The sequence below is a fragment of the Pseudolysinimonas yzui genome (assembly GCF_014653215.1).
Lineage (GTDB): Bacteria > Actinomycetota > Actinomycetes > Actinomycetales > Microbacteriaceae > Pseudolysinimonas_A > Pseudolysinimonas_A yzui.
Window position 1 is genome coordinate 1 of record NZ_BNAI01000005.1, and the last position, 21,871, is coordinate 21,871.

General features: G+C 68.2%; 20 protein-coding genes and 3 tRNA genes. 12 read left to right on the plus strand and 11 right to left on the minus strand.

From position 1 onward, the window contains the following. Positions 1–737 (plus strand): FGGY-family carbohydrate kinase (locus IE173_RS11415; protein WP_268248914.1); only part of this gene is annotated, 737 nt, incomplete at its 5' end. A 1,261-nt stretch (positions 738–1,998) separates the two neighbouring features. On the opposite strand, the gene IE173_RS11420 is transcribed toward IE173_RS11415, so the two are convergent. After that, positions 1,999–2,082: transfer RNA gene (locus tag IE173_RS11420), tRNA-Leu, on the minus strand. Between the two features lie 136 nt (positions 2,083–2,218). Between IE173_RS11420 and IE173_RS11425 the strand changes: the two genes are divergently transcribed. From IE173_RS11425 to pknB, 7 genes are read left to right on the plus strand one after another with little or no spacing between them, the layout of a single operon-like run. Continuing rightward, complete coding sequence (locus tag IE173_RS11425; RefSeq protein ID WP_191283631.1) at positions 2,219–2,914, plus strand: FhaA domain-containing protein; 696 nt, start codon at positions 2,219–2,221, stop codon at positions 2,912–2,914. Positions 2,915–2,922: 8 nt separating this feature from the next. After that, positions 2,923–3,447: an FHA domain-containing protein FhaB/FipA gene (locus IE173_RS11430; protein ID WP_191283632.1), complete on the plus strand. Its 525-nt coding sequence runs from the start codon at positions 2,923–2,925 to the stop codon at positions 3,445–3,447. A 4-nt stretch (positions 3,448–3,451) separates the two neighbouring features. Continuing rightward, the gene (locus tag IE173_RS11435; protein ID WP_191283633.1) at positions 3,452–4,729 is read left to right on the plus strand and encodes a PP2C family serine/threonine-protein phosphatase; all 1,278 of its coding nucleotides are present in this window, start codon (positions 3,452–3,454) and stop codon (positions 4,727–4,729) included. 5 nt (positions 4,730–4,734) lie between these two features. After that, positions 4,735–6,138, plus strand: coding sequence for an FtsW/RodA/SpoVE family cell cycle protein (locus IE173_RS11440; RefSeq protein WP_373298473.1), 1,404 nt, complete (start codon positions 4,735–4,737; stop codon positions 6,136–6,138). Then, positions 6,135–7,577 (plus strand): peptidoglycan D,D-transpeptidase FtsI family protein, encoded by a 1,443-nt coding sequence (locus IE173_RS11445; protein ID WP_191283634.1) that lies wholly within the window; start codon positions 6,135–6,137, stop codon positions 7,575–7,577. The genes IE173_RS11440 and IE173_RS11445 overlap by 4 nt, the downstream gene beginning before the upstream one ends. Further along, complete coding sequence (locus IE173_RS11450) at positions 7,574–9,232, plus strand: serine/threonine-protein kinase (protein WP_191283635.1); 1,659 nt, start codon at positions 7,574–7,576, stop codon at positions 9,230–9,232. The genes IE173_RS11445 and IE173_RS11450 overlap by 4 nt, the downstream gene beginning before the upstream one ends. Before the next feature lie 31 nt (positions 9,233–9,263). Then, positions 9,264–10,997: a Stk1 family PASTA domain-containing Ser/Thr kinase gene (gene pknB, locus IE173_RS11455; RefSeq protein ID WP_191283636.1), complete on the plus strand. Its 1,734-nt coding sequence runs from the start codon at positions 9,264–9,266 to the stop codon at positions 10,995–10,997. A 21-nt stretch (positions 10,998–11,018) separates the two neighbouring features. Here pknB and IE173_RS11460 read toward each other — a convergent pair whose 3' ends face one another. From IE173_RS11460 to IE173_RS11470, 3 genes are read right to left on the minus strand one after another with little or no spacing between them, the layout of a single operon-like run. Beyond that, complete coding sequence (locus IE173_RS11460) at positions 11,019–11,657, minus strand: anthranilate synthase component II (protein WP_191283637.1); 639 nt, start codon at positions 11,655–11,657, stop codon at positions 11,019–11,021. Beyond that, positions 11,654–11,812 (minus strand): hypothetical protein, encoded by a 159-nt coding sequence (locus IE173_RS11465; RefSeq protein ID WP_191283638.1) that lies wholly within the window; start codon positions 11,810–11,812, stop codon positions 11,654–11,656. Before IE173_RS11465 ends, IE173_RS11460 begins: the two co-directional genes overlap by 4 nt. Next, positions 11,812–12,570 carry a class E sortase gene (locus IE173_RS11470; protein ID WP_191283639.1) on the minus strand — a complete coding sequence of 253 codons (759 nt, stop codon included), beginning with the start codon at positions 12,568–12,570 and terminating at the stop codon, positions 11,812–11,814. The genes IE173_RS11465 and IE173_RS11470 overlap by 1 nt, the downstream gene beginning before the upstream one ends. A gap of 70 nt (positions 12,571–12,640) precedes the next feature. On the opposite strand from IE173_RS11470, the gene IE173_RS11475 reads away from it, so the two are divergent. Next, a complete protein-coding gene (locus IE173_RS11475; protein WP_191283640.1) occupies positions 12,641–12,892 on the plus strand; it encodes a cell division protein CrgA in 252 nt (83 codons plus the stop codon). A 119-nt stretch (positions 12,893–13,011) separates the two neighbouring features. Here the strand turns inward: IE173_RS11475 and IE173_RS11480 are convergent, their stop codons facing one another. Both IE173_RS11480 and IE173_RS11485 read right to left on the minus strand, forming a co-directional pair. Beyond that, a complete protein-coding gene (locus tag IE173_RS11480; RefSeq protein WP_191283641.1) occupies positions 13,012–13,935 on the minus strand; it encodes a rhomboid family intramembrane serine protease in 924 nt (307 codons plus the stop codon). A 27-nt stretch (positions 13,936–13,962) separates the two neighbouring features. Continuing rightward, the gene (locus tag IE173_RS11485) at positions 13,963–14,502 is read right to left on the minus strand and encodes a peptidylprolyl isomerase (protein WP_191283642.1); all 540 of its coding nucleotides are present in this window, start codon (positions 14,500–14,502) and stop codon (positions 13,963–13,965) included. A gap of 104 nt (positions 14,503–14,606) precedes the next feature. Between IE173_RS11485 and IE173_RS11490 the strand changes: the two genes are divergently transcribed. The 3 genes from IE173_RS11490 to IE173_RS11500 are packed head-to-tail and all read left to right on the plus strand — an operon-like array spanning position 14,607 to position 16,610. Beyond that, positions 14,607–15,152, plus strand: coding sequence for a hypothetical protein (locus IE173_RS11490; RefSeq protein WP_191283643.1), 546 nt, complete (start codon positions 14,607–14,609; stop codon positions 15,150–15,152). Continuing rightward, positions 15,121–16,257 (plus strand): DNA glycosylase AlkZ-like family protein, encoded by a 1,137-nt coding sequence (locus tag IE173_RS11495; RefSeq protein ID WP_229842065.1) that lies wholly within the window; start codon positions 15,121–15,123, stop codon positions 16,255–16,257. Before IE173_RS11490 ends, IE173_RS11495 begins: the two co-directional genes overlap by 32 nt. 17 nt (positions 16,258–16,274) lie before the next feature. After that, positions 16,275–16,610: a hypothetical protein gene (locus IE173_RS11500; protein ID WP_191283644.1), complete on the plus strand. Its 336-nt coding sequence runs from the start codon at positions 16,275–16,277 to the stop codon at positions 16,608–16,610. Between the two features lies 1 nt (position 16,611). Here the strand turns inward: IE173_RS11500 and IE173_RS11505 are convergent. From IE173_RS11505 to gyrB, 5 genes are all read right to left on the minus strand, one after another. Then, positions 16,612–16,684: transfer RNA gene (locus IE173_RS11505), tRNA-Ala, on the minus strand. A 61-nt stretch (positions 16,685–16,745) separates the two neighbouring features. Beyond that, positions 16,746–16,819 (minus strand) — tRNA-Ile (locus IE173_RS11510). Positions 16,820–16,871: 52 nt separating this feature from the next. Continuing rightward, positions 16,872–17,276 (minus strand): DUF3566 domain-containing protein, encoded by a 405-nt coding sequence (locus IE173_RS11515; RefSeq protein WP_191283645.1) that lies wholly within the window; start codon positions 17,274–17,276, stop codon positions 16,872–16,874. A gap of 2 nt (positions 17,277–17,278) precedes the next feature. Then, positions 17,279–19,831, minus strand: coding sequence for a DNA gyrase subunit A (gene gyrA / locus IE173_RS11520; RefSeq protein WP_191283646.1), 2,553 nt, complete (start codon positions 19,829–19,831; stop codon positions 17,279–17,281). Next, entirely contained in the window at positions 19,831–21,804 is a 1,974-nt protein-coding gene (gene gyrB, locus IE173_RS11525; RefSeq protein ID WP_191283647.1) for a DNA topoisomerase (ATP-hydrolyzing) subunit B, read from the minus strand. Before gyrB ends, gyrA begins: the two co-directional genes overlap by 1 nt. Between the last annotated feature and the right edge of the window lie 67 nt (positions 21,805–21,871).

The following is a 21,871-nucleotide window of genomic DNA, read 5'->3' on the forward strand; positions in this document are numbered from 1 at the left end:
TGACCGCGGTCGGCACGCACGACACCGCGTCGGCGATCGTCGCCATCCCGGCGACCGACGCCCACTACGCCTACATCTCGTGCGGAACCTGGTCGCTCGTCGGCGTCGAACTCGAGAAGCCGGTGCTGACCGAGGCGAGCCGCGCCGCGAACTTCACCAACGAGGGCGGCGTCGACGGGCGGGTGCGCTACCTGCACAACGTCATGGGCCTGTGGCTGCTCACCGAATGCATCCGCGACTGGGAGCGCGACGGCTCGGCGGTGTCGCTGCCGACCCTGCTCGAGCAGGCGTCCGCGGTGACCGCGGCGGTTTCCCTCTTCGACGCCGACGACGACACCTTCCTCGCCCCCGGCGACATGCCCGCCCGTATCGCCGCGTGGCTCACCGCCCACGACCTGCCGGCGCCGGCCTCCCGCCCCGCAGTGGTGCGCAGCATCCTGGAGTCGCTCGCCGCTGCCTACGCGCGGTCGATTCGGGATGCCTCAGCGCTAAGTGGCCACCGGGTCGACGTCATCCACCTCGTCGGCGGCGGATCGCAGAACGAGCTGCTCTGCCAGCTCACCGCGAATGCGACCGGGCTGCCCGTGCTCGCGGGGCCGGTCGAGGCGACAGCGATCGGCAACGTGCTGGTGCAAGCGCGTGCGCAAGGTTTCGTCGCGGGCGACCTCGAGTCACTCCGCGCACTCGTGTTGCGCACGTTCCCTCCGCGTCGCTACGACCCATCGCTCGCGGGTTGAGGAGCACCGCCCGCAGTTGCTGGGGGGCAATTCAGCCCTCGCCAACAGCCGATCTGGCCGGCGACATCCACACCGCCCAAGCCCTCGATGAGGTCGGTGGCCCTGACTCTTCGCCGAAGAGGTAGTAGATGCCGGAGCCGCCGCGCGGGTAGAGGAACGTCATCCGTACCCGCCCGGCGTCGTCGGTCGGGGCGATCGCGGCGATTCCGGCGATCTTCGCTGCGACATCCGACTGGATGCGGTCGGCGAGCAGGTCGCCCGTGTCGGTGACGCCGAGCGTGGCGGCGCCGTGACGTGAGACCGATCCGGCATCCCTCGGGTGGCCTCGTCATTGGACCGGGACGATATCGGGACGATGGACGGCGCTCAGCACGCGAACGGCGCTCAGCCCTTCGAGAATGCAGCCCAAGAAAAAGCCTTGTTCCTGATTAGGGGTTTTGGAGCGGAGACGCGCTATGGGGTCTCGAAGGGGTGGGCTTCGAAGCTGCTGTCGAGGTGGCGCCGCGAGGGTGACGCAGCGTTCCAGCCACACTCTCGGCGCCACGGGTCAGCCCGAACGCCCTCCCTGCGGAGACGGTCGAACTCATCCTGGAGCGACGGCACCGGCTCCCCGCGAAAGGGCTCGACGCCGGCGCACACAATCAGCTGGCACCTACCGCATCGCCACCAAGTCACGGTCTCGGCATCGACGATCTGGTGCACCTTGAAGCGCGCCGGCCTGGTCGAGCCCGAGCCGAAGTAGGGGCCGATGTCCTCCTTCCTCAAGTTCGAGGCCGACCTGCCCAACGCGTGCTGGCATCCGACTTCACCCACTACCCCTCGCCGACGGCACCAACGCCGGGATCCTGACGGCTGCTCGATGACTTCGCCGACGAGCACACCCACCGCAGACCTGACCGGTCCCTGCCGCGCCACGCCACCCCGGCCGCCCGCTCCCATGCCCTGCCGAAGGCCGCCCCGACGCCGGCCGCCGACACCACGACAACCACACCCGACTGCGCCGGGACTGATCGACAGAAACCGGCACCGTTACCCAGCGCATCCACGACAAACTCCGCAACATCGGCATCGCCCGAACCCACGCCCGAACCCACTTCCTGATCCTCGCCAACGACCCCGCCATCACGATCATCAACGCCGCCACCGGCGAACTCCTCCGCGAGCTCACCATCGACCTCGACCGCGGCTACCAGCCCCGCACAACAAGAAACCCCCGAACCCGAGGGTTCGAGGGTTTCCGATGTCCTGAGACAGGACAGTGTGCGCGAGGGGGGACTTGAACCCCCACACCCTTGCGAGTACTGGCACCTGAAGCCAGCGCGTCTGCCAATTCCGCCACTCGCGCGCGACGGTAACGGTATCACGATGCGCCCGGTTCGAGACCCCTCGAGCCTCTCATCCGGTTCCGAGGCCCCGCCGACTAACATCGAATGACCGTACCGGCCCCCGCTCGGGGTGCCGTTTGCATCCGAAGGAGCCGCGTGGGGATCCTCGACAGCTTCGAGAAGGGGCTCGAACGTGTCGTCAACGGCGCGTTCGCGAAGGCCTTCAAGAGCGGTCTGCAGCCCCTCGAGGTGACCGCAGCGTTGCGGCGCGAACTCGACACCAAGGCTGCGGTTGTCGCGCGCGACCGCATCCTCGTTCCCAATCGTTTCGTGGTGCGGCTCGCGAAGGGCGACTTCGAGCGCATGGTGAATCTCGGCCCGGCACTCATCGACGAGTTCACCCAGCTCGTGCAGCAGCACGCCACGGCTCAGCGGTACTCGTTCGCCGGCGGCATCTCGATCGAGTTGCAGCACGACCCCGCGATCACCGAAGGCACCGTGCGCATCGACTCCCACAATGTGAAGGGCGCGATCGCGTGGAACCCGGTGCTCGACATCGGCGGCAAGCGCTACCCGCTGAAGAAGGCGCGCACCGTGATCGGGCGCGGCAGCGAAGCCGACATCACGGTGGATGACACGGGCACCTCACGCAAGCATGTCGAGATCCTCTGGGATGGCACCCGCGGCCAGGTGAACGACCTCGGCTCGACGAACGGGTCAAAGCTCAACGGTCAGCCCCTCACGAAGGCGCCGCTGCCTCCGGATTCGGTGATCGAGATCGGGCGCACCCGCATTGTGTTCCGGGTGCTCGCACAGGCGGCCGACGTCGACCAGTTCGCGGATCTGCGGTAGGGCCGGCGATGAGCGAACTCACCCTTCTCGTGCTGCAGCTGGCGTTCCTGCTGCTGCTGTGGGGTTTCGTGTTCTTCGTCATCTACTCGCTGCGCTCCGACCTGTTCGGGCAACGCGCCCGGCGGATGGTCGCTCCCGCGCCGCTGCCGCTGGACGCGATGCCGACGGCGAAGCCCACGGCATCCGCCCCTGCTCCCGTCACCGAGCCGGTCGTCCGTGCCGACCCGGCGGCCACCGCGGCCACCCCGACCCGCCTGGTCATCACCTCCGGGCCCCGCGAGGGCGTCGAGATCGACCTCCCGCCCGAGCAGTTGACGATCGGTCGCTCGAGCGAGTCGGGGCTCGTCATCCGCGACGACTACACCTCGACCCACCACGCCCGGCTCATGCTGTGGGACCAGAACTGGGTCATCCAGGATCTGGACTCCACGAACGGCACGTTCCTCGACGGCACCCGCGTGACCCAGCCGACGGCGGTGCTGCCGGGCACGCCGGTGACGATCGGCACGACGACCTTCGAGCTGCGGCGGTAGGCGCGTGACGTTCACTCCGCTCAGCGCGGCCGTCTCGCATGTCGGCAAGATCCGGTCGAACAACCAGGACTCCGGGTATGCCGGGCGCCACCTCTTCCTCGTCGCCGACGGGATGGGCGGCCACGCGGGCGGAGACGTCGCGTCGGCGATCGCCACGAAACGCGTCGCGGAAGCCGACGAGGACTACGCGGCCGCGGTCGACGCCGAATCGGCCCTGCGCTCGGCGATGATCGCCGCGAACTCGCTGCTCGCCGAGACGGTCTTCGAGCACAGCGAACTCACCGGGATGGGCACGACCGTCTCGGGCATCCTGCGGGTCGGCGACGAGGTCGTGCTCGCCCACATCGGCGACTCCCGCATCTACCGGTTCCGCGACGGCGAACTCGAGCAGGTCACGGCCGACCACACCTTCGTGCAGCGCCTCGTCGACTCCGGACGCATCACCGCCGAGGAGGCCGCCGTGCACCCGCGTCGCTCGGTGCTCATGCGGGTGCTCGGGGATGTCGACGCCACTCCCGAGATCGACACCAAGATCCTCGACACCCGGCCGGGCGACCGGTGGCTGCTGTGCTCCGACGGCCTGTCGAGTTACGTGTCGGAAGACAAGCTCGCCGCGATCCTCGCCTCGGTGCGCTCCCCGCAGACCGCCGCCGATCGCATGGTCAAGGAGAGCCTCGATCACGGCGCCCCCGACAACGTCACGGTCGTCATCGCCGACATCGACGCAGGTGACGTGGTCGCCGTCTCCGAACCGGCGGGCTTCGTCGGCTCGGCGTCGGCCCCGCTCATGTTCGACGGCGCCGAAGACGAGCGGCGCCCCATCCGGCTGCCCACCCTGTTGCTGCATCCGCTGAAGTCGACCCCACCGGAAGACACCCACTTCGAACCCGAGCGCGAGGAGTTCCTCGAGCAGCTCATCGAAGAAGACCGCCGCCGTGCGCGACGCCGTCGCATCACCTGGCTCGTCGTCGTCGCGGTCGCCATCGCCGCGATCGTCACCGCCGTCGTGCTCGCGTACCAGTGGACCCAGACCCACTACTACGTCGGGGTCGCCGAGGATGGCACGGTCGCGATCTTCCAGGGCGTTCAGCAGAACATCGGGCCGATCTCGCTCTCCCACATCGAGCAGAGCTCCGAAGTGCGGGTCGACGACCTGCCCACCTTCGAGCGACGGCAGGTCGAGGCGACGATCAACGCCGACGACCTGCGCGACGCCCACGACATCCTCGACCGCCTCAGCCGGTTGGTCGACTCGGCGGCGGAATCGAGCGCCGTCCCGTGAGCGCCGTGACCGCGAGCCCGCCGATCGACGCGAACGCGGGGCCCGCCTTCACCGGGAGCATCCGCATCCGGCTGCGCACCCCGTCACGCCGACGCAACCTCGAACTGGGGCTGCTGCTGTTCGCGATCGCGATCGGGCTGAGCGCCCTCGTCCTCGCCGAGCTGGGAGCGCTCGGTCGCGTCGAGCCGGGAGTCCTGGGGCTGGCGATCGGGTTGTCGGTGCTCATCCTCGCCGTGCACGGGGCGATGCGCGTCGTCGCCCCCGACGCCGACCCGTTCCTGGTACCGATCGCGACGCTGCTCAACCTCATCGGCATCGCCGAGATCACGCGGCTCGACATCGCGAACGGACTCACCGGCTGGGATGCCTTCGGGGTGCGGCAGGTCGTCTGGTCGGCGATGGCGGTGCTCGCCGCCGCGGCGGTGCTGATCGTGATCCGCAACCACCGGGTGCTGCAGCGCTACCGCTACGTCGCCGGCTTCGTGGCGATCGCGTTGCTCGTGCTGCCCTTCCTTCCGGTCATCGGCCTCAGCGTCAACGGCGCACGCGCCTGGGTCAACTTAGGCGTCGCCTCATTCCAGCCCGGCGAGATCGCGAAGATCGCCCTCGCGGTCTTCTTCGCCGGCTACCTGGTCACCGCCCGTGACTCGCTGAGCATCGTCGGCCGCCGCATCCTCGGTTTCACCTTCCCGCGCGTGCGCGACCTCGGACCCATCCTCATCGTCTGGGTGCTGTCGATGGCGGTCATCGTGTTCCAGCGCGACCTCGGCAGCGGTCTGCTCTACTTCGGGCTGTTCCTGGTGATGATCTACGTCGCCACCGGCCGGCCGAGCTGGGTCGTGCTCGGCGCCGTGCTGTTCGTCGGCGGCGCCTGGATCGCCGCGCGCAGCCTCGAATACGTCGGCGGGCGGTTCTACAGCTGGCTGAACACGTTCGACAGCGACCTGTACGACCAGGGCGGCGGAAGCTTCCAGCTCGCCAACGGGCTGTTCGGGCTCGCCGACGGCGGTCTTCCCGGCACCGGCCTCGGCCGTGGCAACCCCGACATCACCCCGCTCGCCGAAAGCGACTTCATCATCGCGAGCCTCGGCGAGGAGCTCGGCCTGATCGGGCTGTTCGCGATCTTCGTGCTGTACATGGTGTTCGTCTCGCGCGGGTTCCACCTCGCCTTCGCCGGGCAGGATGACTTCGGCCGGCTGCTCGGCGTCGGCCTCGGCTTCGTCGTCGCGCTGCAGGTGTTCATCGTCGCCGGCGGCGTGACCCGGGTCATCCCGCTCACCGGACTCACCACGCCGTTCCTCGCCGCCGGAGGATCGTCGCTCGTCGCCAACTGGGTCATCGTCGCGCTGCTGGTGCGTCTCTCCGACTCGGTTCGCGCGCAACCCCGGTTGGTGATCGACAGCGCATGAACACCCAACTCCGCCGCGTCAGCACGTTCGTGCTGCTGATGTTCCTCGCCCTGTTCGTCTCGACGACGGTCATCCAGTTCTTCCAGCAGGGCAACCTGCAGGCCGACGGGCGCAACGCGCGCTCGATCTACGCGAGCTTCCAGACCGAGCGCGGCCAGATCCTCGTCGACGGGCAGCCGATCGCCTACTCGGAACCCGTCGACGACCGCTACAACTACCAGCGGGTGTACCCGGCCGGGCCGATCTACTCGACCGTCACCGGATACTTCAGCGTTCAGCCCTCGGCCGGCGGGCTCGAGTCCGAGCTCAACTCGTTCCTCACCGGCAACTCCGATGCGCAGTTCCTCGATCGGCTCAACGCGATCCTCACCGGGCGCGACCCGCAGGGGGCGTCGGTCGAGCTGACGATCGACCCGGTCGTGCAGCAGGCCGCCTGGGATGCCCTCGGCGACAACACCGGTGCCGTCGTCGCGATCGACCCGAAGACCGGCGCCATCCTCGCTCTCGTCTCGAAGCCCAGCTACGACCCGAATTCGCTCGCCGTGCACGATCCCGACCAGGTTCAGAGCAGCTACGAGGCCCTGCTCGCCGACCCGGGCGACCCGTTGATCGACCGCGGGATCGCGGGTGACCTCAACCCGCCCGGGTCGACCTTCAAGCTCGTCGTCGCGGCGGCGGCCCTGGAGAGCGGCCAGTACACGCCCGACAGCACCTTCCCCAATCCGACCTCGATCGACCTGCCGGGAACGACGACGCCGATCACCAACTCCGCCGACAGCAACTGCGGCGGGGGCGGCGAGGCCTCGATCGCCACCGCCCTTCGGCTGTCGTGCAACATCCCGTTCGCCCAGCTCGCGGGGGCCCTCGGCGACGACGTCATCCGCGAGCAGGCCGAGGAGTTCGGGTTCGGCTCGTCCTTCGACATCCCGATGCCGAGCGAGCCGAGCCAGTACCCGCCGACCGAGAGCGAAGCCGAGACCTGGCTCACCGGGTTCGGCCAGGCGAGCGTGCGGGCCTCGCCGCTGCAGATGGCGATGGTGTCGGCCGCGATCGCCAACGGCGGCACCCTCATGCAGCCGACGCTCGTGGAGAGCATCGTGGCCCCCGACCTGTCGGTGCTGGAGTCGCTCGAGCCGCAGGTGTACTCGACGCCGCTGAGCGCGCAGAACGCCGCACTGATGACGCAGATGATGGTCGCCGGCGTGTCGAACGGCGTCGCCAACAATGCAAGAATCAGTGGGGTCGAGGTCGCTGGGAAGACCGGAACCGCCGAGAACGGCCAGGGCGAGCCCTACACGCTCTGGTTCACGGGATTCGCTCCGGCGAACGACCCTCGAGTCGCCGTCGCGGTGGTTCTCGAGGATCGGCGGACGGGGTTCGGCAACCTTCTGGCGGCGCCGATCGCCAGATCAGTCATGGAGGCGGTGCTGAGCAGATGAGACCCACGAGCGGGCTCACCTTCGGTGGCCGGTATCAGCTCTCCTCCCGCGTCGCGATCGGCGGCATGGGTGAGGTGTGGCAGGCGACCGACCTCGTCATCGGACGCACCGTCGCGATCAAGATCCTCAAGGACGAATACCTCGGCGACCCGGGCTTCCTCGAGCGCTTCCGGGCCGAGGCGCGGCACGCCGCCCTGGTCAACCACGAGGGCATCGCGAACGTCTTCGACTACGGAGAGGAAGACGGCTCCGCGTTCCTCGTGATGGAGCTCGTCCCTGGCGAAGCCCTGTCGACGATCCTCGAGCGCGAACGCGTGCTGCCGACCGACAAGGTGCTCGACATCGTCGCGCAGACGGCATCCGCCCTGCAGGCCGCCCACGCCGCGGGCCTCGTGCACCGCGACATCAAGCCCGGCAACCTGCTCATCACGCCCGACGGCCGGGTGAAGATCACCGACTTCGGCATCGCCCGCATCGCCGATCAGGTGCCGCTCACCGCCACCGGACAGGTCATGGGCACGGTGCAGTACCTGTCGCCCGAGCAGGCGAGCGGTCACTCCGCCTCACCGACGACCGACATCTACTCGCTCGGCATCGTCGCCTACGAAGCGCTCGCCGGCCGGCGCCCCTTCACCGGGGAGTCGCAGGTGGCGATCGCGATGGCGCAGATCAACGAGCAGCCCCCCGAGCTGCCCGTCACGGTCGCTCAGCCGGTGCGCAACCTCGTGTACGCGAGCATCGCCAAGAAGCCCGCGGAGCGACCGCAGACGGCCGCGCACCTCGCGCGGGCCGCTCAGGCGCTCCGGCGCGGCGACGTCGCAGGCGCCGCGGCCGCCGTTCCGAGCATCGCCGGCGGCGACGCGACGTTCACCTCCATCCTCGGAACCGGCGGGTCGACGACGAGCGCCGTCACCCGCGTGCTTCCCTCCGGCGAGGGGCTGGGCCCGCCCACGACCGGCGAACAGCGGGCCGATCGTCGCCGTAGCCCGTGGACCTGGCCGCTCGTCGCGGTGGTGTCGGTGCTCGCCGTCGCCGTCGTCGCGATCATCATCATCTTCCTGGTGAATCCCAACGGGGGATCGGGGCAGTCCCCCACCCCGACGAACACCGGCCAGAGTTCGAGCCCCACGCCGACGACCACGCCGTCGAGCGACCGGGTGAACATCGATCCCGACGAGTATGTCGGTCGGCCGTTCGAGGAGGTGCGCGACGAACTCGTCGCGAAGGACCTCGTCGTCGACGAAGCCGAGGGTCCGGCGGCGCCGACCCCCGAGCAGGTCGGCACGGTCTCGAGCCTCAACCCGACGGGCAACGTCACCAAGGGCTCCACCATCACCGTGCGGGTGTACGGCCCGTTCCAGAACCCGCCCGCCCCGGCGACGGCGAGCGCGCCGCTCGGCCCGCACCTGTCGGGAAGCGACGTGACGATCACGTTCCCGTCGTACTCGGGGTGCCCGGCAGGCCGTGCCCTCACCGGGTACGACTTCTCGGTGACCAACGGAACGTTCCCCGGCGGCAACCCGGTCGCGGCGAGCGAGACCTCGTTGACGATCCTGCTCGGCGACCCCGGCGAGACCACCGTGACGTACGTGGCGCACTGCGAGGGCGGCATCACCTCGAACCCGTCGGGAACACTCACCATCATCGTCAGCTGACCGTGATCATCGGGAAGTTACACTGGCTGGCGTGACCGACACCTCCGCGGGACCCCAGCTGCTCGCGGGCCGGTATCAGATCGGCGAGCTGCTCGGCCGCGGCGGCATGGCCGACGTGCACCTCGGCCTCGACGCCCGCCTCGGTCGCAAGGTCGCGATCAAGCTGCTGAAACCGTCGCTCGCGAACGATCCGGCGTTCCGCACCCGGTTCCGCCAGGAGGCTCAAGCCGCGGCGCGGATGGCGCATCCCACGATCGTGCGCGTCTACGACGCCGGCGAGGAGATCGCCCGCGACTCGTCCGGTCGCGAGCTGCAGGTGCCGTTCATCGTCATGGAGCACGTCGAGGGTCACCTGCTCAAAGACCTCGTCGCCAAGGGGCCCATGTCGGCCGAGCAGGCCTCCCACATCGTGGACGGCATCCTCACCGCCCTCGAGTACTCGCACCGCGCCGGCGTCGTGCACCGCGACATCAAGCCCGGCAATGTCATGGTCACCTCGACCGGCCAGGTGAAGGTCATGGACTTCGGCATCGCCCGGGCGATCTCCGACTCGTCGGCGACGATCGCCCAGACCAGCGCGATCCTCGGCACCGCCCAGTACTTCTCGCCCGAGCAGGCTCGCGGTGAAGCGGTGGATGCCCGCACCGACCTGTACTCCACGGGGGTCGTGCTCTACGAGCTGCTGACCGGCAAGCCGCCGTTCCACGGCGAGACCGCCGTCGCCACCGCGTACCAGCACGTGAGTGAGGCACCGACGCCGCCGAGTCGCGTCAACTCGGCCGTCACCCCCGCCCTCGACGCGGTCGTCATGCACGCCCTCGCGAAAGACCGCTTCGAGCGCTTCCAGAGCGCCGGTGACTTCAAGCGCGACCTCGAAGCCGCGGTCGCCGGCAAGCTGCCCGACCGGCAACTCGTGCCGGTCGACGACTTCAGCTCGACGCTGTTCGGGGTGAACCCCAGCACGGGTGCCGCGTCGGAGGCGGCGCTGCGTCGCCTCGCCGACGACGACAACGACGACCGGATGCCGCGCACCCAGAGCCGCCCCCCGGTGGCCTGGATCTGGGGCGGCATCGCGATGTTCGTCGTCATCCTCGTCGCCGCCGTCTTCTGGGTGTTCTCGCTGCAATCGCAGAACATCGTCGGGCCCGGTGCCGCCGTCGATGTTCCGGATGTCGTGGGCATCAATATCGATCAGGGGACGGACATCCTCGAGGAGGCCGGACTGGAGATCAGCCAGACGACGCGCTCCGACGAGAACATCCCCGAGGGCGAGATCATGGAGCAGACCCCCGAGGCGGGAACGCGGGTGTCGCCCGGCCAGGAGGTGCGCCTCGTCGTCTCGTCGGGCGCGCCGCTCGTCGAGGTGCCGAGTCTGGTCTTCATGGATCAGGAGGCCGCGAAGGCCAAGCTCGCGGAACTCGAACTCGTCTACGGAACGACGACGGTCACCTACTCGCCGAACGTGCCGAGCGGCGGGGTGATGGGAATCATGGTCGAAGACAGCAGCGAAGTGGTCACCGCGTCGACGCAGGTGCCGGCCGGCTCGACGATCAATCTGGTCGTCTCCAACGGCCTCGTCGTCGTGCCCGACCTCAAGGGTCAGCCCATCACCACCGCCCAGGCGACCCTCAAGAGCGGCAGCCTGCAACTCGGCGTGAAGCTGGTGCTCGACAACTCCTGCACCGGCCAGACCGTGGTGAGCCAGTCGGTCATCGGCGAGGTGCCGCAGAAGTCGTCGGTGACGCTCACCTACTGCTCGGGCTAGCCGAGTCGGCGACCGAAGGCGCTAACCCAGCTTGACGAGGGGGCTGAGCGCGGTCGCGCGCTCCGCCGCCTCGGGCAGGCCCGCGCCGGCCAGCCAGTTGCCCAGCATGCGGTAGCCGCCCTCGGTGAGCACCGATTCCGGGTGGAACTGCACCCCGAAGATCGGGGCGGACCGGTGCCGGAGGCCCATGATGACGCCGCCTTCGGTGCGCGCCGTCACCTCCAGGTCGGCCGGAACGGTGCCGTCGACGACCGCGAGCGAGTGGTACCGGGTCGCGCGGAACGGCTGCGGCACCCCGGTGTAGAAACTGCTGTCGTCGTGCCGGATGAGCGACGTCTTGCCGTGCATCAGCTCGTCGGCGTGGGTGACCGTCGCGCCGAGGGCTTCGGCGATCGCCTGATGCCCGAGGCACACCCCGAGCAGCGGGGATCCCGCGGCGAGCGCGGCGCGCACCACCGGAATCGACACGCCCGCGGCGGCAGGAGTGCCCGGTCCGGGTGAGATCAGAACGGCGTCGTACTCGGCGATCCGCGCGGCGGCGTCCGCCGGCGCAAAGGAGTCATTACGCACCACTTCTGTCGACGCCCCCAGCTGCTGCAGGTAGCCGTCGAGGGTGTAGACGAACGAGTCGTAATTGTCGAGAACGAGTACGCGGGTCATTCGTCCACCGTCACGTCTTGCGGGGCGACCATCTGGTCGATCACCGGGAACACCCAGAGCACAAGCGCGGTCACAACCGCGGCCGCCGCGACCAGCAGGATGAGCAGCCGCACCCACCAGGGTCCGGGGAGGATGCGCCACAACGCTGCATACATCAGCCTGCTCCCGTCACGTTCGATGCGATCTCAGCCGGCACGCCGCCCGCCCGCGGATAGAACGAGTCGTAGACGCCGTAGGCGATGATGCGTTCGGCCGTCGAGAAGAACGGGTTGCATGTGGTGAGCGTGATGTACCGTTCCGTCGCCTGCGCCCCGGTGACCTGGGGCACCGGGTTGAGCACGCCCACCCCGCTCGGTCGCACGTACTCGAGGTTGCGGAACGAGTACTGGTACCAGCCGTCGGGAGTCTCGACGTAGATGTGATCGCCGACCCGCAGCTGGTGCAGGTCGCGGAAGTTGCCGCCACCACTCGAGCGGTGCGAGGCGAGAGCGAAGTTGCCGAGAGCCCCGGGCATCTGCGTCGTCGGGTAGTGGCCGATGTTGCCCTTGTTGAGCACATCCGTCGTGCCGACGCCCTCCGCAATCGGACGGTTGTAGTCGCCGCCGAAGCGCGGGATGATCAGCGTTGCGAAGCGTATGGCGTTCCCGGGTGCGGTCTGCACGGGTGGGTCTTCCGACTGGGTGGGGTCACCGGCCTCGCTGGGGGGCACGTCGGAGTAGCCGACCCCCCACTCCTCGGCGAGCTCGCTGGCTTCGCTGTTGAGCTGGCCGCCGACGATGAGATCGGCGAGCCACACCTGGTAGCCGAGAAAGGCCAGCACGAGTGCACCGGCGGTGATCAGCAGCTCGCCGAGCACGCCGGCGACCGAGATCCGGCGGCGCGGCCGCCTGATCGTCTCGCCTGACGCCGTCATGCCCCGATTCTACGTCGCGTGGTCTGGCGCCCACGTCGTGCTCTGAGCGGCCTCCGTTAGACTGCTCCGCATGGCTCGACCCAATACCTCACCCGCACCGCGAAAGGCCGATTCCGCTGACGCCGACCGTCGCGAGAACCTTCCGAACCCGGTGTGGTTCAAGCCGATCATGTTCGGCTTCATGCTGCTCGGGCTGGCCTGGATCATCGTCTACTACCTGAGCCAGGGTTCGTGGCCCATCCCGGGCATCAACGAGGCCAACATCGCGATCGGCTTCGGCTTTCTCATCATCGGCTTCTTCATGACCACGCGGTGGCGCTGAGAACCTGAGAGTTCTTGGATTGAGTAGCGCCCGCGAAGCGGACGCGTATCGAAATCACACCAGTGTGATTCTCTCCACACTGTGGATGAGCCTGTGGAGAACCGGCTCGGAGCGTCGCGTCAGAAGGCGATGGACCGCAGGATCGCGAACAGGATGAAGACAGCGACGACCGCACCGCCGATCAGGTACGGGGTGCGCGGAGGCGTACCGGGCTTCCCCTCGTAACGTTGGAACAGATACGTCATCCCGGCGCCGCCGATCAGGCCGCCGATGATGAGCGGCAGGAAGAATCCGCCGAACGCGAGGCTGATCAGCAGGTTGATGCCGATGATGACGAGGATCTGCACCCGGGCCGCCGGGTACGACCAGACGTAGATCAGGTACGAGCCGAACATCCCGAACAGCAAGCCCGACAGGCCGTACGAGGGGCCACCCGCGATCACCATCGCGGCGCTGCCGACACCGCCGGCGACGAGGAGCATCACCGCGAACCGGCCGCGTCCGAGGTTGCGTTCGACGACCGGCGCGGTGAGCAGGAAGAACACCGAGCTGAGCAGGATCGAGATGAGGAAGACGGCGTTGGGCGGGTAGACGAAGGCGGCCGTGAAGTAGCGCCACGCCTCGAGGGCGAACGGCGGCGCCGCGACGAGCACGACGTACGGCAGGCCGCCGGTGACCAGCCCGACGACCCCGAACACCAGGACGACGCCGACGGTGCCCCAGCTGAGCACGGGAACCTCGTTGCCCGGACGGAGCATCTGCCCGAGGGCGCCCAGGAATCCGCCGCTGAGCGCCGCGCGTTCCGGTCGCGACCGTGCCGCACGTGCGGGTCGCGCTTTCGCCGCAGGACGCCGCGCCTCTCCGGCGCTACGCCACGACACCGAGCCGCCCGTCTCGCGGACGCACTCGGGACACAGCACGCCGGTCGGGGAGAGGATCTGGCATTCGGGGCAGATCGTGCGACCGCAGCGTTGGCAGAGCACCCAGCTCTCCCGCGTCGGATGCCGGTAGCAGACGTCCGGCGAGGTCTCCGCGTCGGTCACCTGGGGCGCTCCCGGTCCGGTTCTCGCTTAGACCGCGTCGACCGAGATCGAGGTGATGACGACATCCTGCAGGGGCTTGTCGCGCCCGTCGGTGTCGACCGCTTCGATCGCATCGACGACGCGCTTCGATTCGTCGTCGACGACCTCACCGAAGATCGTGTGCTTGCCGTTCAGCCACGGGGTCGGCACGGTCGTGATGAAGAACTGCGATCCGTTGGTGCCGCGGCCGCCCTGGATTCCGGCGTTCGCCATCGCCAGCAGGTAGGGGTCGGTGAAATGCAGCTCGGGGTGGATCTCGTCGTCGAAGTTGTAGCCGGGTCCGCCGATACCTTTCCCGAGCGGGTCGCCGCCCTGCAGCATGAACTGCTTGATGATGCGGTGGAAGATGACCCCGTCGTACAGCGGGGTGGTCTTGGTCTCGCCCGTGGCCGGATCCTGCCACTCCTTGGTGCCGGTCGCGAGGCCGACGAAGTTGTCGACGGTGACCGGGGCGTGGAAGCCGAACAGGTTGATGCGGATGTCGCCGAGGGTGGTGTGGACGGTGGCGACGTGAGTGTGCGCAGGCATTGGGCCATTCTCGCATGGCGCACGTGAAGGCAAGCCCTACGGCGCAATCAGTCGCACGTGGCAGGATGGCTCACGTCACCTCGTTTCGACGACCGGAGGATCACATGGCACTGTCACGCAAGCGCCAGCGGGAACTGAATCGCCTCAAGCGGGATGCCGAGCGCCTCTGGGACGAGCAGCGCGAAGCCATCGAGCACGCCACCGTCGTGCTGAAGGACGCCCGCCGCCAGGCCGCCAACTTCGCCCGCGAGGAGGTGCGGCCCCGCGTTCGTGAGGGTTTCGGCGCCGCCCGCGACGGGTTCGGTGCCGCCCGGGAGGCCGCCTCGACGGCCCGGGAGCGGTTCGCCGACGACGTGCTGCCCGCGATCTCGGGAACGATCGGCTCCGCGCTGGCCGTGCTGGAAGCCGCGAAGAACCCGGCCGTGCGTGACGTCGTACGCCGCATCTCGAAGGCCGGACAGAAGGCGGGTGTGGTCACCCCGCCGAAGTCGGGTGGTCCGGGTAAGTACATCCTCCTCGGTCTCGGCGTGGTCGCGGTCGCCGGCATCGCCTACGCCGCCTGGCAGACGCTGCGCGCCGACGACGACCTCTGGATCGAAGACCTCGGCGATCCGGGCAGTGCCGACATCGGCGACGACGACGACTTCTGAGCACAGCCCGATCGGGCTGACGCGGGTTCAGGCCCGCCGCATCGCCGTGCGCGCGCAACTGCTCGACGCGGCGCGCCCGGCGAGTGTCGTCGACGTCGTACGCGGGCTGAACGTCATCCAGCGGTATCCGTACGCCGACATCGCCCCGAGCGCCGACCTGGTGCTCTGGAGCCGCATCGGGGCGCGCTACGAGCCCGACGACCTGCAGCGGGCACTCGAGGTCGACCGATCGTTGCTGGAACTCGACGGCATGATCCGGCCGATGGAGGATCTGGCGCTGTTCCTCGCGCAGTTCGCGCTGCCGCCGAAGTATGCCAAGACCCGGGAGTGGCTCGAACTCAACCACGAGTTCCGCGACGACCTGTTGCGCGAGCTGTACGACCGCGGCCCGGTGCTCGCCCGCGAGCTGCCCGACACCGCACGGTACCCCTGGCCGTCGTCGGGCTGGACGAACAACCGCAACGTCACCCAGATGCTCGAGTGCCTGATGATGCGCGGCGAGGTGGCGATCGCCAGCCAGGAGGGCGGCGCCCGCACCTGGGACCTGGCGGAGCGCGTCTACCCCGAGGGGCTTCCCGTCATCCCCGTAGACCAGGCTCTCGCGATGCGTGACGACCGACGCCTGCGCTCGCTCGGCGTCGCGCCCGCGAAGGGCCCGAAGCAGCCGCTCGAACCCATCGACGTCGGGCCGGCCGGGTTGCCCGCGACGATCGAGGGCTCGGATGTCGCCTGGCGCGTGCACCCCGATGTGCTGCCCTGGATCGACGACGACTTCGAGGGCCGCACCGCCCTGCTCTCGCCCTTCGACCGGCTCGTCTACGACCGCATCCGCACCCAGGGCATCTTCGAGTTCGACTTCACCCTCGAGATGTTCAAACCGAAGGCGAAGCGGCGGTGGGGCTACTTCGCGCTGCCGATCCTGCACCGCGACCGGCTGGTCGGAAAGCTCGACGCCTCCGCCGACCGGAAGGCGGCGGCGCTGCGGGTGAACGCGATCCACGAGGACGTGCCGTTCACGACCGAGATGCGCAACGACGTGGATGCCGAGATCACCGCCCTGGCGCGTTGGCTCGGGATGCGCGTCGATAGGGTCGGTAGTCACTGACGAAAGGAACGCCTGGATTGACTCCGGCTCAGCGCGAGCGAGCGGCCCGTCGCCGCGGGTTCGGCACGATCTGCTTCCTGCTCGCGGGGCTCGCGGCCCTCATCGCGGTCTTCGTGCTCGTCGCGCTCCGCGTCGAGATCCTCGGCGTCTCGCAGACGACGTTCACCAACTGCGGCACGCTCGCTGCGCCGCTCGAACCCAGGACGCCGATCGAACGTTCCTACTGCGACGCCGCGTTGGGCGACCACCGGACGTTCGTGATCGCGGGCTTCGCCGTCACCGCGCTGCTCGTGGGCGGCGGGGTCGCGCTGAAGGTGAGCGGCCGCGATCCGTTCGCGTGGCACTACGGGTGAGTGGAGCCTAGGGGAATCGAACCCCTGACCTCCTGCTTGCAAAGCAGGCGCTCTACCAATTGAGCTAAGGCCCCGTCATCCATGCCGGGGTCTCGACACGCGACCGGCGGTCGCTACTCGACCAACGAGATGGAGTGGGGATACGAGGACTTGAACCTCGGACCTCTTCGTTATCAGCGAAGCGCTCTAACCGCCTGAGCTATATCCCCGAGTGGCTTGGATCTGAAGCAGGATCCGGGCCGAGAGAAAGAGTATCAGCCTCTACGAGTTCTGGAATCCGACGAGGAGACCACCGGTGAACCGCACGCTGAGGTTGTAGAGGAACCCGCCGACGGCGCCGAGCGCGGTGCCGACGATCGTGTTGAGCACCGCGATGATGAACGAGAACAGCACGACCTGCCCGATGCCGAAGCTGTTGGCGATGGCGAACTCGGGCTGGCCGAGCATGTCGCGCAGGGTCAAGTCGAGCTCGCCGAAGATGCCGGTGGAGAACAGCACGACCCAGATGAGCACGCTCGCGACGATGAGCACGATGCCGAGGCACAGCCACACCAGGAACGAGAGTTTCACCAGCGACCACACGTCGATGTAGACGAGCTTCAGGCGCACCTGACGACTGGTCGTCTGGCGCATCTCCTTGCGCTGCAGTTTCTCGGCGACGCTCATCGCTACTCCTGGTTCTCTCCGTCGGCCGCGGGGGCGGTTTCGGTGCTGCCGTCCACCGCTTCGGCTTCGTCAGCGGTCTCGATGTTGCGTTCGCTGTTCTTCGCGATCGCGATGATCTTGTCGTCGTCGTCGAAACGGGCGAAGACGACGCCCATCGTATCCCGCCCCTTGGCGGGAACCTCGGCAACAGCTGAACGTACGACCTTGCCGCCGGCGAGCACGACGAGCACTTCGTCGTCTTCTTCCACGATGAGCGCCCCGGCGAGGTCGCCGCGGGTCTCGCTGAGCTTCGCGACCTTGATGCCGAGCCCGCCGCGGTTCTGCAGGCGGTACTGGTCGACGGCGGTGCGCTTGGCGTACCCGCCCTCGGTGACCACGAACACGTAGCCCTGTTCCCCCACCACGGATGCCGACAGCAGCGAGTCGTCGCCGCGGAAGTGCATCCCGATCACGCCGGAGGTCGAGCGTCCCATCGGACGCATCGCGGCATCCGACGCCGTGAAGCGGATCGACATGCCGTGCCGCGAGACCAGCAGCACGTCGGTGCCGTCTTCGACGAGCAGCGCCGACACCAGCTCGTCGCCCTCGCGGAGGTTGATCGCGATGATGCCACCGGTGCGGTTGGTGTCGTACTCGGTGAGCGCGGTCTTCTTCACGAGACCGCCGCGGGTGGCGAGCACGAGGTAGGTCGCGACCGAGTAGTCGCGGATGTCGAGCACCTGCGCGATCTGCTCGTCGGGTTGCAGGGCGAGCAGGTTCGCGACGTGCTGACCCTTCGCATCGCGGCCGGCCTCCTGCACCTCGTAGGCCTTCGCCCGGTACACCCGGCCGGTGTTGGTGAAGAACAACAACCAGTGGTGGGTCGTCGTGACGAAGAAGTGCTCGACGACGTCATCCGCCCGCAGCTGTGCGCCGCGCACCCCGCGGCCACCGCGGTGCTGCGAGCGGTAGTTGTCGCTGCGGGTGCGCTTGATGTATCCGCCGCGGGTGATGGTGATGACCATCTCTTCCTCGGGGATGAGGTCTTCGACGCTCATGTCGCCGTCGAAGCCCATCAGGATCTCGGTGCGCCGATCGTCGCCGAACTTCGCGACGATGTCGCCGAGCTCGGTGATGATGATCTCGCGCTGCCGCGTCTCGCTCGCGAGGATCGACTTGTATTCCTTGATCTCGCTCTCGAGTTCGGCGAGGCGGTCGAAGATCTTCTGGCGTTCGAGCGCGGCGAGCCGGCGCAGCTGCAACGCGAGGATGGCGTCGGCCTGCAGCTCGTCGATCTTCAGCAGCTTGATGAGGCCCTTGCGCGCCTCGTCGACATCGGGCGAGCGACGGATGAGGGCGATGACCTCGTCGAGGGCGTCGAGGGCCTTCGCGTAGCCGCGCTGGATGTGCGCATCCGCTTCGGCCTTGTCGAGCCGGAACTGAGTGCGCCGCACGATCACTTCGATCTGGTGCGCGATCCACAGCGTGATGAACCCGTCGATCGGCAGGGTGCGCGGCACCCCGTCGACGATCGCCAGCATGTTGGCGCCGAAGTTCTCCTGCAGCTGGGTGTGCTTGTAGAGGTTGTTGAGCACGACCTTCGCGACCGCGTCGCGCTTGAGCACGATGACGAGGCGCTGACCGGTGCGGCCCGAGGTCTCGTCGCGGATGTCGGCGATGCCGCTGAGCTTGCCCTCTTTGACCAGGTCGGCGATCTTGATCGCGAGGTTGTCGGGGTTGACCTGGTACGGCAGCTCGGTGACGACGAGGCAGGTGCGGCCCTGCAGCTCTTCGACACTGACGACCGCGCGCATCGTGATCGATCCGCGGCCCGTGCGGTAGGCGTCCTGGATGCCTTTGAGCCCGAGGATCTGCGCGCCGGTCGGGAAGTCGGGGCCCTTGACGCGCTGGATGATCGCCTCGAGCAGCTCCTCGCGGGAGGCCTCGGGGTTCTCGAGAGCCCAGAGCGCGGCGGCCGAGACCTCGCGCAGGTTGTGCGGCGGGATGTTGGTCGCCATTCCGACCGCGATGCCGACGGATCCGTTGACCAGCAGGTTCGGGAACCGCGCCGGGAGCACCGTCGGCTCCTGCGTGCGGCCGTCGTAGTTCTCCTGGAAGTCGACGGTGTTCTCGTCGATGTCGCGCACCAGCTCCATCGCGAGCGGCGCCATCTTGGTCTCGGTGTACCGAGGGGCCGCGGCGCCGTCGTTGCCGGGGGAGCCGAAGTTGCCCTGGCCGAGCGCGAGCGGGTAGCGCAGCGACCACGGCTGCACGAGACGCACGAGCGCGTCGTACACCGGGCTGTCGCCGTGCGGGTGGAACTGCCCCATGACGTCGCCGACGACGCGCATCGACTTCGAGAACGAGCGGTCGGGCCGGTAGCCGCCGTCGTACATCGTGTAGACGATGCGGCGGTGCACGGGCTTCAGGCCGTCGCGCACGTCGGGCAGCGCGCGCCCGACGATGACGCTCATCGCGTAGTCGAGGTACGACCGCTGCATCTCGAGCTGGAGGTCGACCTGCTCGATCTTGTCGTGCCGGTCGGGGTCGAGGCCGGCGTCGGTGAGATCAGCCATCAGATATCGAGGAACCTAACGTCTTTGGCGTTCTGCTGGATGAAGTTGCGCCGAGACTCGACGTCGTCGCCCATGAGGGTCGAGAACACCCCGTCGGCGATCGCCGCGTCGTCGAGGGTGACCTGCAACAGGGTGCGGCTCGCGGGGTTCATCGTGGTGTCCCACAGCTCCTGGTGGTTCATCTCGCCGAGACCCTTGTATCGCTGCACCCCGTTCTCTTTCGGGATGCGCTTGCCCGCCGCGATGCCCGCCTCGAGGAAGGCGTCGCGCTCGCGGTCGGAGTACACGTAGTCGTGCTCGGCGTTGGACCACTTCAGCCGGTACAGCGGCGGCTGCGCGAGGTAGACGTAGCCCATCTCGATCAGCGGCCGCATGTAGCGGAACAGCAGGGTGAGCATGAGCGTCGTGATGTGCTGACCGTCGACGTCGGCATCCGCCATCAGCACGATCTTGTGATAGCGGGCCTTCTCGCCGTCGAAGTCTTCGCCGATGCCCGTGCCGAACGCGGTGATCATCGCCTGGATCTCGGCGTTGCCGAGCGCCCGGTCGAGACGGGCCTTCTCGACGTTGAGGATCTTGCCGCGCAGCGGCAGGATCGCCTGCGTCTCGGGGTTGCGGCCCTGCACGGCGGAGCCGCCGGCCGAGTCGCCCTCGACGAGGAAGATCTCGCTCAGGCTGGGGTCACGGCTCGAGCAGTCCTTCAGCTTCCCGGGCATGCCGCCGCCCTCGAGCAGGCCCTTGCGCCGCGTCTGCTCGCGGGCCTTGCGGGCGGCGAGGCGAGCCATCGCGGCCTGGATCGACTTGCGGATCACGTCACGCGCCTGGTTGGGGTTGCGCTCGAACCAGTCGGTGAGCATGTCGCCGACGACGCGCTGCACGAACGACTTCGCCTCGGTGTTGCCGAGCTTGGTCTTCGTCTGGCCTTCGAACTGCGGCTCGCCGAGTTTGATCGAGATGACGGCGGTGAGGCCCTCGCGCACGTCGTCGCCGGAGAGGTTCTCGTCCTTGTCCTTCAGCAGGCCCTTTTCGCGGGCGTACTTGTTGACGAGCGTGGTGAGCGCCGCCCGGAATCCCTCTTCGTGGGTGCCGCCCTCGTGCGTGTTGATCGTGTTGGCGTAGGTGTGCACGCTCTCGGAATACGAGGTGGTCCACTGCATCGCCACTTCGAGGGCGATGCGGCGCTCGGTGTCTTCGGACTCGAACGAGATGATCTCGGCGTGGATGACATCCGTCTTCTTCGTCGAGTTGAGGTGCTCGACGTAGTCGACAAGTCCGCGCTCGTAGAGGAAGACGTCGTGGCGCGGCGCCTCGTCGTCGTCGGTGGGACGTTCGTCGGTGAGCTCGATCGTGAGGCCCTTGTTGAGGAACGCCATCTGCTGAAAGCGATTGCGCAGGGTCTCGTAGTCGAACTCGACGGTCTCGAAGATGTCGGCGTTGGGCCAGAAGGTGATGGTCGTGCCGGTCAGATCCGACGCCTCCATCTTCTTCAGGGGCGCGTCGGGCACGCCGATCTTGTAGCCCTGGCGGTAGACGTTGCCCTGGCGGTACACCTCGACCTCGAGGCGTGACGAGAGCGCGTTGACGACGCTCGAGCCGACGCCGTGGAGGCCGCCGGAGACCGCGTAGCCGCTGCCGCCGAACTTGCCGCCGGCGTGCAGGATCGTCAGCACGACCTCGACGGTCGACTTCTTCTCGACCGGGTGCATGTCGACCGGGATGCCGCGGCCGTTGTCGACGACCCGCAACCCGCCGTTGGCGAGGATCGTGACCTCGATGCGGTCGCAGTAGCCGGCGAGCGCCTCATCCACCGCGTTGTCGACGATCTCGTACACGAGGTGATGCAGGCCGCGCGGACCGGTGGAACCGATGTACATTCCGGGTCGCTTGCGCACGGCCTCGAGGCCTTCGAGCACCTGGATGTCGGCTGCGCCGTAGTTCGCGTCGGACGCGCCCTGACGCGGGGTGGGACTCATGGGGAGGTGGCTCCTGCCGGGGTCGATCTCAACCACCGAAACACGGGCGGCGAGGGTGCCTCGATTC

What these genes read in the sequence shown, in the direction of transcription:
- IE173_RS11430 (WP_191283632.1), top strand. Translation starts at nt 2,923, where the DNA reads ATGAGCGAACTCACCCTTCTCGTGCTGCAGCTGGCGTTCCTGCTGCTG.
- IE173_RS11445 (WP_191283634.1), top strand. Translation starts at nt 6,135, where the DNA reads ATGAACACCCAACTCCGCCGCGTCAGCACGTTCGTGCTGCTGATGTTC.
- IE173_RS11450 (WP_191283635.1), top strand. Translation starts at nt 7,574, where the DNA reads ATGAGACCCACGAGCGGGCTCACCTTCGGTGGCCGGTATCAGCTCTCC.
- IE173_RS11460 (WP_191283637.1), bottom strand. Translation starts at nt 11,657, where the DNA reads ATGACCCGCGTACTCGTTCTCGACAATTACGACTCGTTCGTCTACACC.
- IE173_RS11465 (WP_191283638.1), bottom strand. Translation starts at nt 11,812, where the DNA reads ATGTATGCAGCGTTGTGGCGCATCCTCCCCGGACCCTGGTGGGTGCGG.
- IE173_RS11470 (WP_191283639.1), bottom strand. Translation starts at nt 12,570, where the DNA reads ATGACGGCGTCAGGCGAGACGATCAGGCGGCCGCGCCGCCGGATCTCG.
- IE173_RS11475 (WP_191283640.1), top strand. Translation starts at nt 12,641, where the DNA reads ATGGCTCGACCCAATACCTCACCCGCACCGCGAAAGGCCGATTCCGCT.
- IE173_RS11485 (WP_191283642.1), bottom strand. Translation starts at nt 14,502, where the DNA reads ATGCCTGCGCACACTCACGTCGCCACCGTCCACACCACCCTCGGCGAC.
- IE173_RS11490 (WP_191283643.1), top strand. Translation starts at nt 14,607, where the DNA reads ATGGCACTGTCACGCAAGCGCCAGCGGGAACTGAATCGCCTCAAGCGG.
- IE173_RS11515 (WP_191283645.1), bottom strand. Translation starts at nt 17,276, where the DNA reads ATGAGCGTCGCCGAGAAACTGCAGCGCAAGGAGATGCGCCAGACGACC.
- gyrA (WP_191283646.1), bottom strand. Translation starts at nt 19,831, where the DNA reads ATGGCTGATCTCACCGACGCCGGCCTCGACCCCGACCGGCACGACAAG.
- gyrB (WP_191283647.1), bottom strand. Translation starts at nt 21,804, where the DNA reads ATGAGTCCCACCCCGCGTCAGGGCGCGTCCGACGCGAACTACGGCGCA.